The sequence below is a fragment of the Sphingosinicella microcystinivorans genome, from assembly GCF_027941835.1.
In the GTDB taxonomy this organism is placed as follows: domain Bacteria; phylum Pseudomonadota; class Alphaproteobacteria; order Sphingomonadales; family Sphingomonadaceae; genus Sphingosinicella.
Map to the genome: position 1 here is coordinate 348,019 of NZ_CP116005.1, position 11,668 is coordinate 359,686.

The 11,668-nt window shown below is 69.9% G+C and carries 12 protein-coding genes; 9 read left to right on the forward strand and 3 right to left on the reverse strand.

Features of this window, described 5'->3' with window-relative positions:
• Positions 1–53 precede the first annotated feature (53 nt).
• From PE061_RS01555 to PE061_RS01575, 5 genes are all read left to right on the forward strand, one after another.
• Positions 54–938, forward strand: coding sequence for a LysR family transcriptional regulator (locus tag PE061_RS01555; protein WP_271259105.1), 885 nt, complete (start codon positions 54–56; stop codon positions 936–938).
• Positions 939–1,034: 96 nt separating this feature from the next.
• The gene (gene dgcN / locus PE061_RS01560) at positions 1,035–2,069 is read left to right on the forward strand and encodes an N-acetyltransferase DgcN (protein ID WP_271259106.1); all 1,035 of its coding nucleotides are present in this window, start codon (positions 1,035–1,037) and stop codon (positions 2,067–2,069) included.
• Positions 2,030–3,010 (forward strand): N-acetyl-D-Glu racemase DgcA, encoded by a 981-nt coding sequence (gene dgcA, locus PE061_RS01565; RefSeq protein WP_271257477.1) that lies wholly within the window; start codon positions 2,030–2,032, stop codon positions 3,008–3,010. The genes dgcN and dgcA overlap by 40 nt, the downstream gene beginning before the upstream one ends.
• 99 nt (positions 3,011–3,109) lie before the next feature.
• Entirely contained in the window at positions 3,110–4,690 is a 1,581-nt protein-coding gene (locus PE061_RS01570; protein WP_271257478.1) for an N-acyl-D-amino-acid deacylase family protein, read from the forward strand.
• On the forward strand, positions 4,687–5,934 hold the full coding sequence (locus PE061_RS01575; protein ID WP_271257479.1) for a dicarboxylate/amino acid:cation symporter: 1,248 nt from the start codon (positions 4,687–4,689) through the stop codon (positions 5,932–5,934). Before PE061_RS01570 ends, PE061_RS01575 begins: the two co-directional genes overlap by 4 nt.
• 3 nt (positions 5,935–5,937) lie before the next feature.
• Here PE061_RS01575 and PE061_RS01580 read toward each other — a convergent pair whose 3' ends face one another.
• Both PE061_RS01580 and PE061_RS01585 read right to left on the reverse strand, forming a co-directional pair.
• A complete protein-coding gene (locus PE061_RS01580) occupies positions 5,938–6,225 on the reverse strand; it encodes a DUF2218 domain-containing protein (protein ID WP_271257480.1) in 288 nt (95 codons plus the stop codon).
• Positions 6,226–6,228: 3 nt separating this feature from the next.
• The gene (locus tag PE061_RS01585) at positions 6,229–6,831 is read right to left on the reverse strand and encodes a PadR family transcriptional regulator (protein WP_271257481.1); all 603 of its coding nucleotides are present in this window, start codon (positions 6,829–6,831) and stop codon (positions 6,229–6,231) included.
• A 106-nt stretch (positions 6,832–6,937) separates the two neighbouring features.
• Between PE061_RS01585 and PE061_RS01590 the strand changes: the two genes are divergently transcribed.
• From PE061_RS01590 to PE061_RS01605, 4 genes are read left to right on the forward strand one after another with little or no spacing between them, the layout of a single operon-like run.
• Positions 6,938–8,254 (forward strand): replication-associated recombination protein A, encoded by a 1,317-nt coding sequence (locus PE061_RS01590; RefSeq protein ID WP_271257482.1) that lies wholly within the window; start codon positions 6,938–6,940, stop codon positions 8,252–8,254.
• Positions 8,238–9,596 (forward strand): serine hydrolase domain-containing protein, encoded by a 1,359-nt coding sequence (locus tag PE061_RS01595; protein WP_271257483.1) that lies wholly within the window; start codon positions 8,238–8,240, stop codon positions 9,594–9,596. Before PE061_RS01590 ends, PE061_RS01595 begins: the two co-directional genes overlap by 17 nt.
• A complete protein-coding gene (locus tag PE061_RS01600; protein ID WP_271257484.1) occupies positions 9,593–9,934 on the forward strand; it encodes an MmcQ/YjbR family DNA-binding protein in 342 nt (113 codons plus the stop codon). The genes PE061_RS01595 and PE061_RS01600 overlap by 4 nt, the downstream gene beginning before the upstream one ends.
• On the forward strand, positions 9,931–10,890 hold the full coding sequence (locus PE061_RS01605) for a hypothetical protein (protein WP_271257485.1): 960 nt from the start codon (positions 9,931–9,933) through the stop codon (positions 10,888–10,890). Before PE061_RS01600 ends, PE061_RS01605 begins: the two co-directional genes overlap by 4 nt.
• On the opposite strand, the gene PE061_RS01610 is transcribed toward PE061_RS01605, so the two are convergent.
• Complete coding sequence (locus tag PE061_RS01610) at positions 10,887–11,570, reverse strand: PEP-CTERM sorting domain-containing protein (RefSeq protein ID WP_271257486.1); 684 nt, start codon at positions 11,568–11,570, stop codon at positions 10,887–10,889. The two genes, PE061_RS01605 and PE061_RS01610, sit on opposite strands and share 4 nt — an antisense overlap.
• Between the last annotated feature and the right edge of the window lie 98 nt (positions 11,571–11,668).

Below are 11,668 nucleotides of genomic sequence, written 5' to 3' on the forward strand. Positions count from 1 at the left end.
TGCAATCGCTATTGACGGGGAACCGTCGCGGACGGGAGGATGCGCCCTCCATGATCAACCTGCGCCACATCGAGATCTTCCACGCCGTCTACAGCAACGGCTCCGTCAGCGCGGCGGCGCGCGCGCTCAATGTCTCGCAGCCGTCGGTGACGAAGGTGCTGCGCCACGCCGAGACGCTGCTCGGCTTCCCGCTGTTCGAGCGTGCCAAGGGCGGGCTGGTGCCCACGGAAGACGCGCACACGCTGTTCGCCGAGGTCGCCGAGATCCAGACGCGCGTCTATTCGCTGCGGCAGGCGAGCCAGAACCTGCGGCACGGCCGCGGCGGCACGCTTCGTATCTCCGCCCTGCCCTCGCTCGGCCTCGGCGCGCTGCCGGAAGCCGTCGCCCGCTTCCTCGGCGATCACCGGAGCGTCAGCTTCGATCTCCAGACCGTCCACCACGACGACATGGTCCGCAAGCTCTACGAGCGCGAGACGGACATCGTCGTCAGTTACGAGGTGCCGCCCGCCGCGCCCGTCTCGCACCGCTGGCTCGGCGAGGGCGAGCTCGTCGTCCTCTACCGCGAGGCGGACATGCCGGACGCGCCGCCGCGCATCCCGCTCGACATGCTGCGGGACCGGCCGTTCATCAGCCCGATCCAGAGCGGCCCCATCGGCCGTCTCCTCTCCGCCGAGCTTCAGCGCGTGGACGTCGAGCTCACCGAGATCGTCTCGGCGCGCACCTTCTACATCGCCGCCGCGCTGGTGCAGTCGGGCGTCGGCATGACGATCGTCGACAACTTCACCGCGGAGGCCGCCAAGGCGCCAGGCCTCGCCTTCCGCCCGATCCAGCCCCCGCTGGCGTTCGACATTCATGCGGTGCACCTCCAGAACCGCCCGCCGTCCGGCCTCGCGACGGCGTTCCTCAAGGTTCTGAGCGAGGTCATCGAGGCCCTATAGACCTGCGTTATAGGGGTCGCGGCGCTTGATATGAGCCGGAGGCGCCCGCCGCGTCTATCGCATCCGGGCAACACGCTGCACGGCAAAGGGCGCACGATGATCCCTAGTCCCTATTTCCTCTATCTCGGCCATTCGAACGACGAGATCGGGATCAAGACCTCGCGCGGCCTCGCGGTTTTCCGCCGCGAGGACTGCGTCGGCGAGTTCCGCCACGACGATTGCGGCCTCACCCTCGGCCTTCCGCGCATGAGCTTCGCGGAGGCCATCGCGGCGGGCGCGAGGACGCTCGTGCTCGGCATCGCCAACGCGGGCGGCAGGCTCGGCGAGGACCTCGTGCGCGATGCGCTCGCCGCGCTCGACGCCGGCCTCAACATCGCGTCGGGCCTCCACCAGCGCCTGCGCGACGAGCCGCGCCTCGTCGCCGCCGCGAAGGCGAAGGGGCTCACGCTGTTCGACGTGCGCGATCCGGCGCCGGACCTTCCGGTCGGCGACGGCAAGCGCCGCGCGGGCAAGCGGCTGCTCACCGTCGGCACCGACTGTTCGGTGGGCAAGATGTACACGACGCTGCTTCTCGCCCGCGCGCTTCAGGCGCGCGGCGTTCCCGCCGATTTCCGCGCGACCGGCCAGACCGGCATCCTCATCGCCGGAGACGGCGTGCCGCTCGACGCCGTGGTGGCGGACTTCATCTCCGGCGCCATCGAGCACCTCTCGCCCGCGCGCCACGACGACGGCTGGGACCTCATCGAGGGCCAGGGCTCGCTGTTCCACCCCTCGTTCGCGGGCGTCTCCACCGGGCTCCTGCACGGCGCGCAGCCCGACGCGCTCGTGCTCTGCCACGATCCGGACCGCCCGCACATGCGCGGCCTGCCGCACTATCAATTGCCGGGCCTCACCGAATGCCTAGAGGCGAACCTCCGCACCGCGCGCCTCACCAACCCCGATGTCCGCGCCGTCGGCATCGCGCTCAACACCGCGAAGCTGACGCCGGAGGCGGCCACGCGGCTCTGCGCCGAAACCGCGGACGCTTTCGGCTTGCCTTGCGTCGATCCCGTCCGCATGGGCGTGGAACCGATCATCGACTGGATGCGCACATGCGAACCCTCAGCGCCTGCAGCGACAGCTTCCCGCTAGTCGCACCCTTCCGCATCTCGCGCGGCGTCAAGACCGCCGCCGACGTGGTGACGGTGCAGATCGCCGCGGACGGCCACGTCGGCCGCGGCGAGGGCGTCCCCTATCCCCGCTACGGCGAGACGATCGAAAGCGCGCTTGCCGCCATCGAAGGCGTGCGCGGCGCGCTCGAAGCGGGCGCCGGACGCGCGGAGATCATGGCGCTGATGCCGCCGTCCGCCGCCCGCAACGCCGTCGACTGCGCGCTCTGGGACCTCGAGGCGAAGCAGGCGGGGACCAGCGTCACCGCCCTGCTCGGTCGCCCCCCGGTCGGCCCGACGCCGACCGCGCTCACCGTCAGCCTCGACACGCCCGAAGCCATGGCCGCCGCGGCGCGGAAGCTTGCGGGCGTGCCGCTCGTCAAGGTGAAGGTCGACCGCAACGACCCCGCCGCGCAGATCGCCGCCGTGCGCGCCGCCGCGCCGAAGCCGAAGCTGATCGTCGACCCGAACGAGAGCTGGACGATCGCCGAGGTCAAGGGCCTCCAGTCCCTGCTCGTCGACCTGCGCGTCGACCTGCTGGAGCAGCCCCTTCCCGCCGCCGAGGACGCCGCGCTCGAAGGCTTCCGCTCCGCCGTGCCGATCGCGGCGGACGAATCCGCGCACGTCGCCGCCGATCTCGACGCGCTGATGTCGAAATATCAGGTCGTCAACATCAAGCTGGACAAGACCGGCGGGCTCACCACCGCGCTCGAACTCGCGGACGCCGCGCGCGCGCGCGGCATGGGGCTGATGACGGGCTGCATGGTCTGCTCGTCGCTCGGCATCGCGCCTGCGCTCATCATCGCGGCGGACGCGGCGTTCACCGATCTCGACGGCCCCGTCTGGCTCGCGAGCGACCGCGCGGGCGGCGTCACCTGCACGAACGGAATCCTCGCGCCGCCGTCGCTATGGGGCACGGCATAGCCCGTGGTTATGGGCCGGGAAAGCCAAACAATCGCCCGTCCGCTTTCCTTTCCCGTGCTGCACCTGCACATTAAGGGTCTTGGGCGAGGGGGCGCGGGGATGAGTGTTCGGAACCTGAAGCGAATTCCGCGCGCCGCGCTGGCGGCCGCAGCCCTTGCGGCGACAGCATACCCCGCCGCCGGGGCCGATCTCGTCCTCAGGGGCGGCACCATCTACACCGGCACGGACGCGCCGTTCGTCGGCGACGTCGCGATCACCGGCGACCGCATCTCCCACGTCGGCAGGAAAGCGCCGGGGGGCGCGGGCCGCGTCATCGACGCCAAGGGCCTGATCGTCGCGCCCGGCTTCATCGACCCGCACACGCACGTGGATGCCATACTCGGCGGCAGCGACGCCGCCGAGCGGCTCGTCCTGCCGTTCCTGATGCAGGGCGTGACCACGGCGTTCATCGGCAACGACGGCTACGGCGATCCCGATACGGCGAAGGTTCTGGGCAGCGCCGCGAGCCGCCCTGTGGGTATCAACTACGCCACGTTCGTCGGTTTCGGCGCCGTTCGCACAAAGGTCATCGGGCAGGACGACCGCGCACCGACCCCGGCAGAGCTTTCCGAAATGAAGGCGCTCGTCGCCTCGGCGATGTGCGGCGGCGCGCTCGGCCTTTCGACGGGCCTGTTCTACGCCCCGCAGAGCTTCGCGAAGCGGGACGAGGTGGTCGCGCTGGCGAGCGAAGCGGCGGCGCGCGGCGGCCTCTACGACAGCCACATCCGCGACGAATCGAGCTACACGATCGGCCTTGCCGCCGCGATCGACGAGGCCATCGCGGTGGGTCGCGAGGCGGGAACGCCCGTCCATATCGCGCACATCAAGGCGCTCGGCGTCGACGTGCACGGGGAGGCCCCCGCCATCATCGCGAAGATCGAGGCCGCGCGCGCCGCCGGGCAGGTCGTTCATGCCGACCAGTATCCGTGGTCGGCCTCCGGCACCGGGCTCTCGGCGTCGTTGCTGCCGCGCTGGGCGGAGGACGGCGGGCGCGCGGCGATGCTGAAGCGCTTCGACGAACCCGAAACGCTGGGCCGCATCCGCGACGAGATGCGCGAGAACCTGCGGCGGCGCGGCGGCGCGGCCTCGCTGCTCGTCACCTCCGGGCCGGACGATCTCGTCGGCAGGACGCTTGAGGAGATCGCGAAGGAAAGCGGTGCCGAACCCGTCGACGCCGCCGTCGCCGTCCTGCGCCGCGCGCCGGTGGGCGTCGCCTCGTTCAACCAGAGCGAGGCCGACATCGCCGCCTTCATGAAGCGGCCTTGGGTGATGACGAGCTCGGACGCCTCCACCGGCCATCCGCGCCTCTACGGCTCGTTCGCGCGCAAGTACGATACATATGTGAAGACGGAGAAGGTCATCCCGCTCGGGGATTTCATCGAACGCAGCACCGCGCTTCCCGCCGATGCCTTCTCGCTGGAAGGCCGCGGACACCTGAAGCCCGGCGCGTTCGCGGACGTGATCGCCTTCGATCCCGCGACATTCGCGCCGCGCGCCGATTACACGCAGCCGACGCTGTTCGCGAAGGGCATCCGCGCCGTCGTCGTCAACGGCAAGGTCGCGGTCGAGGACGGCACCCCCACCGGCGTCGCGGCGGGCCGCGCCCTGCCGCGCGTGCCGAAAGCCGGGACCTGCCCGTGACGCCGATCCGCGCGTGGTTCCGCATCGCGCTCTGGAAGCGGGTGCTCGGCGGTCTCGCGCTCGGCCTCGCCTTCGGCCTGCTCTGGCCCTCGGCGACGGATTCGGTCGCGATCCTCGGCGACCTCTTCATCCGCCTGATCCGGATGCTCGTCGTGCCGATCGTGTTCGTCACGATCGCGGCGGGCGTCTCGTCGCTCGGCGATCCGAAGCGGCTCGGCTCGGTCGGCGGCCGCACCATCGGCCTGTTCGCAGTCACGACCGCCATCGCGGTTTCGGTCGGCATCGTCGTCGCGCTCCTCGTGGAGCCGGGGATCGGCGCCAATCTCGGCGGCGCCGAGCCGCGCCCGCTCGGCGAGCCGAAGTCCACCTACGACCAGCTCGTCGGCATCGTCCCCACCAACCTGTTCGAGGCGCTGGCGGCGGGCGACATGCTCGCGATCATCTTCTTCTCGCTGCTGCTCGGCATCGGCACGATCCTCGCGGGCGACGCCGGAAAGCCGCTCGCGGGGCTGCTGCAATCCGCGTCGGGCGTGCTGTTCCAGATGATCCGCGTCGTCATGGAGGCGACGCCGTTCGGCGTGTTCGCGCTCACCGCCGGGGCCATCGCCGCGAACGGCCTTGCGGTCTTCACCAACATCGGCCTGCTCGCGCTCTGCGTCGTGCTCGGCTCGGTGATCCAGATCGCGCTCGTGCACAGCGCCCTCGTGCGGGGTATCGCCGGAATGCCGCTCAAGTTCTTCTTCCGCGGCATCGTCGACGCGCTCGCCGTCGCCTTCTCGACCTCATCGTCGTCGGCGACGCTGCCGGTGGCGCTGCGCGTCGCGCGCGACAATCTCGGCATCGCGCCCGCCATCGCCTCGACCGTGCTGCCGATCGGCGCCAGCATCGGCAAGGACGGCACGGCCATGTACGTCGGCCTGCTCAGCGTGTTCAGCCTTCAGGCGCTCGGCATCACGCCCGATGCGGGGATGCTCGTCATCATCTTCCTCACCGCCGCGCTCGCCGCGTTCGGCACCGCGCCGATCCCGTCCGCCTCGCTGTTCATGCTCGCCGCCGTGCTGAACGCGGTCGGCGTCACCACCGAGCAGGCCGCGCTCATCGTCGGCTTCATCCTGCCGTTCGACCGGCTGCTCGACATGACGCGCACGGTGCCGAGCGCCTGCGCCAACCTCGCCGTCACCACCACCGTCGCGCACTGGGAGAGCGATCTCGACAGGAGCTTCCGCGCGAAGGACGCCGTGTAGGCCTCAGGCGCCCAGCCAGCGGAACGCGAGCGGCGCCTCGCGGAAGGCGAAGCGGTCGAGGTGGCTCGCCACCACGTCCTTCATCCGTTCGAGGACGGCGGGGTCGTCCGCGTCCAGCACGACCGCCAGCGCTTCCGGCTCCGCGGTCAGGATGACCATCGCTTCCGGGAACCGCACCCGCCCCTGCCGCGCGTCGAACGTCACGTCGAACTTGTGGCTCCAGTGCTTGCAGAGCTGCTGCATGTAGCGGCTGCCGTTCGCCGTCGGCACGGCGGCGGTTGCGGTCGCCATGCGTCAGAGCCTTTCGATCTTGTGCGCGGCCTCGTCGATGATGCGCGCGGCTTCCAGCATCGCCTCGCGGTCGGCGCTCCGGTCCCACATGCGGGCCTTGAGCACGGCACCGAGGTTCATCATCGCGCGCCACACCGGGGCGGCGTCGGCGCGGGTGTTGGCCTCGCCCGCGGCGTCGAGCCGTTCGAGCAGGCCGTTCAGCTCCTCGCGGCGCTCGTCGAGGTGCGCCTTGCCCTTCGGCGTGATCGCATAAAGTTTTCGGCTCGCATCCGGCCGCTCCTCGGCCAGTTCCATGTCGGCGAGCAGCGTCAGCGTCGGATAGACGACGCCGGGGCTCGGCGCGTAGGCGCCGCCGGTGCGCGCCTCGATCGCCTCGATCATCGCGTAGCCGTGCAGCGGCTGCTCCTCGATCAGCGACAGCAGCAGCAGTTGCAGCTCGCCCGCGCCGAGTCGGCGGCGGCGATGGCCGCGCCCGCGCTCGCCGCGCCAGTCGTCGCCCTCCATCGCGGCGCCGAGGCCCGCGAGCGCCTCCGCAAACCCGCCCCAGCCGCGGCGGCCGCGCCACCTGTGATGATGGCCATGCCCGTGTTGTCCGTGTTCTCTCATATCTTCGATACCTTTCGACTCATTAGATAGACTCTAAGATATATCTTAATGCATCGAAAGCAAGCCGCTTTTGCGCGCTGCCCGAGACGACTAAAGTCGGCGCTTCATGTCCGATCTCTTCGCCAAGGATTCCCCGCAACCCGACGCGCGGCCCGCCGCCGACGCACCGCTCGCCGAGCGGCTGCGCCCGCGCACGCTCGCCGAGGTCGTCGGGCAGGAGCACCTCACCGGCCCCGAGGGCGCGATCGGCCGCATGGTCGCGGCGGGCAAGCTTTCCAGCATCATCTTCTGGGGGCCGCCCGGCACCGGCAAGACCACGATCGCCCGCCTGCTCGCCGACGCCGTGGGCCTCCGCTTCGTGCAGATCTCGGCGGTGTTCTCCGGCGTCGCCGATTTGAAGAAGGCCTTCGCCGAGGCGCGCGAGTACGCGCGGATCGGCCAGAAGACGCTGCTCTTCGTGGACGAGATCCACCGTTTCAACCGCGCCCAGCAGGACGGCTTCCTGCCCTATGTGGAGGACGGCACGGTGACGCTGGTCGGCGCCACCACCGAGAACCCCAGCTTCGAGCTCAACGCCGCGCTGCTCTCGCGCTGTCAGGTGCTGTTCGTCCACCGGCTGGACGAGGCGGCGCTCGATGAGCTTCTGAAGCGCGCGGAGGCCGACTTCGGCCGCCCCCTGCCCCTCACGCCCGAGGCCCGCGAGGCGCTCGTCCATTCGACCGACGGCGACGGCCGCTTCCTGCTCAATCAGGTCGAGACCTTGATGTCGGTGCACCTCGACGAACCGCTCGATCCCGCGGGCCTGCGCGACCTTCTGCACCGCCGCGTCGCCGTCTACGACAAGGACCGCGAGGGCCACTACAACCTCATCTCCGCGCTCCACAAATCCATGCGCGGCTCCGATCCGCAGGCGGCGCTCTACTACCTCGCGCGGATGCTGACGGCGGGCGAGGAACCGCTCTACGTCCTCCGCCGCATCACCCGCTTCGCCAGCGAGGACATCGGCCTCGCCGATCCGCAGGCGCTCGTCCAGTGCCTTGCCGCGAAGGACGCCTACGATTTCCTCGGCTCCCCCGAAGGCGAGCTCGCCATCGTGCAGGCCTGCCTCTACTGCGCGACCGCGCCCAAGTCGAACGCGGCCTACAAGGCGCAGAAGGCGGCGTGGCGGAGCGCGCGCGAGACCGGCTCGCTGATGCCCCCCGCGAACATCCTGAACGCGCCGACGAAGCTGATGAAGGAGATCGGCTACGGCAAGGACTACGCCTACGACCACGACGTCGAGGGCGGCTTTTCGGGCGACAACTACTGGCCCGAAGAGATGCAGCCGGAGACCTATTACCGCCCCACCGAGCGGGGCTTCGAGAAGCGCGTCAGCGAGCGGCTGGCATGGTGGGAGGAACGCAGGCGTGAACGCCGGAAATAGCCTTGTCGCAGCGCTGATGCTGCTGGGCAGCGCCGCGGCCGTCGCGGCGGATGCCGACCCCTACGCCCGCGCGCTCGCCGCCGGATACAAGGCGCAGTTCACGTGCAGCGGCGTGTTCAGCGCCGGGCGCACGCCCGAGGCCATCGCCCGCCACGAGCTTGCCGGAACGCAGGAGAATGTCGCGCCGCTGCTCGGCGACCTCGAAGCGCGCGTCGACGAGGCGTCGAAAACCGTTTCCGTGAGCTTCGATCCCGCCCTGCCGCCGCGCGTCGCGGTATGGCGCCCGTGGCTCGGCTGCACCGGCCTGCCCATCGGGGCAAGCGCCGTGAACCTGCCGACCCTGTCCGTATCGCCGCCGCAGTTCGTCCGCGCGCCCGACTGGCCCTACGGCGACGTCGGCGCGGAGGCGAAGCCGAAGGGCGACGCGAAGGTGCTCGCCGCCGCGCTCGACGATGCCTTCGCGAAACCGGGCACCACCGGCGTCGTCATCGTGCAGCGCGGCCGCATCGTCGCCGAGCGCTACGCCGAAGGCTTCGGGCGCCACGTCCCGCAGCGCACGTGGTCCGCCGCCAAGAGCATCACCGGCACGCTGATCGGCGTCGCCGCGCACAAGGGCCTGATCGACCCCGCGAAACCCGCACCGGTCCCCGAATGGCAAACGCCCGGCGACCCGCGCGCCGCGATCACCACGGACGACCTGCTGCGCATGGCCTCCGGCCTCCACAGCGATTTCGCGGGCAACCGCACCGACGCCGTCTATTTCGGCGGCACCCATGTCGGCGAGAACGTGCCGGGGCAGGCGCTGGAGGCGAAGCCCGGCACGCGCTTCCGCTACGCCAACAACGACACGCTGCTCGCCGCCTACAGCCTCCGCGCCGCGATAGGGGACGACGCGAAATACACCGCCTTCCCGTTCACCGAGCTGTTCTGGAAGATCGGCATGACGCACACGTTCGCGGAAACCGACTGGCGCGGCAATTTCGTCCTCTCCTCGCAGGTCTGGTCGACGGCGCGGGACTTCGCGCGGCTCGGCCTTCTTTATCTGAACGACGGCGTCTGGAACGGCGAGCGGCTCCTCCCCGAGGGCTGGGTCCGCTACATCAGCACGCCTTCGGGGCCGCAGCCGCAGGAGGACGGCATCGGCTACGGCGCGACCTTCTGGCTGCTGAACGCCGGCGACGGCATCCCGAAGGACACGTTCGGCGCGTTCGGCAACCGGGGCCAGTTCATCGTGATCGTGCCGAGCCGGAACATCGTGATCGTGCGGCGCGGCGAGGATCACGCGGGCACGCGCTTCGACATCGCCGCGTTCACTGCCGCCGTGCTGAAGGCGCTGAAATGAGCCTCGACTGGGACAGCGTCGCCGCCTTCGCGCTGACGCTGCCCGGCGCGGAACTCTCCACGAGCTACGGCCAGCCCGCCGTGAAGGTGAACGGCCGTGCCTTCGTGAACACCGGGCGCGAGGCAGGTTCCTTCTGCCTGCAGATCGACATGGACACGGTCGAGATGCTGAAGACGACCGACCCGGCCACCTATTGGCAGACGCCGCACTACGAGGGCTGGCCCGCCGTTCTGGTGCGCTTCGACACGGACGATCCCGACCGCATGCGCGCCATGATCGAGCGCGCCCACGCGTGGCAGGCGGGCAGGCCCAGACCGCGCGGCAGGAAGAGGACTTGAACCGTTTCGCGCGCTTCGCCGCGATCGACTGGTCCGGCGCGAAGGGCCGCCGCCACAAGGGCATCGCGGTCGCGGTCGCCGAGGCCGGGGATGCGCCGCCCCGGCTGGTGAGGCCGGGCCATGTCTGGTCGCGGACCGAGGTTCTGGACTGGATCGCGGCGCTGGCGGGCGACCCGCCGACGCTCGTCGGCATGGACTTCAGCTTCGCGCCGCCGTTCGTGGCGCGCGGCGCCTACCTGCCGGGCGACGCCACGCCCGATGCGGCGCGGGCCTTCTGGGCGTTCGTGGACGCCGCCTGCGACGACGAGGACCTCGGCGCCGCCTCCTTCCTCGAACGCCGCTTCCGGCGGCATTTCTATTTCGGCAAGGCGGACGGCACGAAGGCGGACTTCATGCACCTGCGCGTCTGCGAAGCCGCGTTCAACGCGGGCGGCGGCGGCAAGCCCTCCACGGTGTTCGACGCCATCGGCGCCGCGCAGGTGGCGAAGGCCAGCTTCGCGGGGATGCGCCTGCTCCATCATCTCGCGGGGCGCGTGCCGGTGTGGCCGTTCGATTTCGTGGATGCCGCGCGTCCCTCGACCTTGGCCTGTCCCGAGCGCCTGCCTCGGCAGGCAGTCGAAGGGTGCGTGATGACGGACGGAGGCGAAAGCACTTTCATCCCGAGCGAAGTCGAGGGGCGCACCACCGTGCTCGTCGAGATCTATTGCCGCGCCTTCATCCGCCTGTCCGGCGGACGCGGCCTCAAGCTGCGCAGCCTTGCCGATCTCGATACGGCGCTTGCCGGGCTGGGCTCCCCGCCGCTCGGCAGCCGCGATCCGCTGAGCGACCACGAAACCGACGTGCTGGTGGCTGCGGCAGGACTGCGCGCCATCGCGGGCGAGGCCGCGTACTGGCGCCCGGACGCCCTCGATGCGGCCATCGCCCGCACCGAGGGCTGGACGTTCGGGGTACTTTAGGCCTGCCGACGCCGCGCCATGCCGAGCGCGACGATGCCGACGCCGAGGAGGCCGAGCATTCCCGGTTCCGGGATCCGGGTCGTCTCGTCTTCCGTCGTGAGACGGAACAGGTCGAAGGTCCACGCCTGGCTCGTGGGATGCAGCGGCTCGTTGCGCAGGCGGATGCCGAGGCTGGTCCAGCCGTCGGTGATCGCCTGGTTGAACCACGTCGTGATGTCGGCGCTGATCACGTCGCCGACCGACAGGCCGGCGGTGGCGAAGCTCGTCACATAGGCGACCGTCGGCGCCTCGAAGTCCGAGAGGTCCTCGGTGTTGTTGCCTTCGTAGATCTCGATGTCGATGGTGCCGTCGAACGGCGTGTCGTTTTCGCCGACGAAAAGGCCGCCCGCCTTGAACACGTTGAACGTCACGAAGGCCGTCGGCGACGCGGCGAGGCCGGTGAGATCATATTCCGAAAGGCCGCGCACCTCCTCCGTCGAATAGCGCCCGACCTCCGCCTTGCCGGCCGGATTGCCGAAGGTGCCGCCGGTGTTGGAATGGAAGTGCGTGCCGGCGCTGAAATCGCCGCCGGCGCTGGCGACTGCGAAGGTGAATCCATCCGTGATCAGCGCTGCATGGACCGGAACTGAAATGAAACACGATGAAACGATAGAAGAAACAGCAATTGCGACCCGATTCATATTTACCTCCCGTAATAACTTCACGAAATCCCCAACGGCGCTTTTTATGCAATCTTTGTACCATATTATTTTTGTAGCATATTTTCGGAATTTGCCGT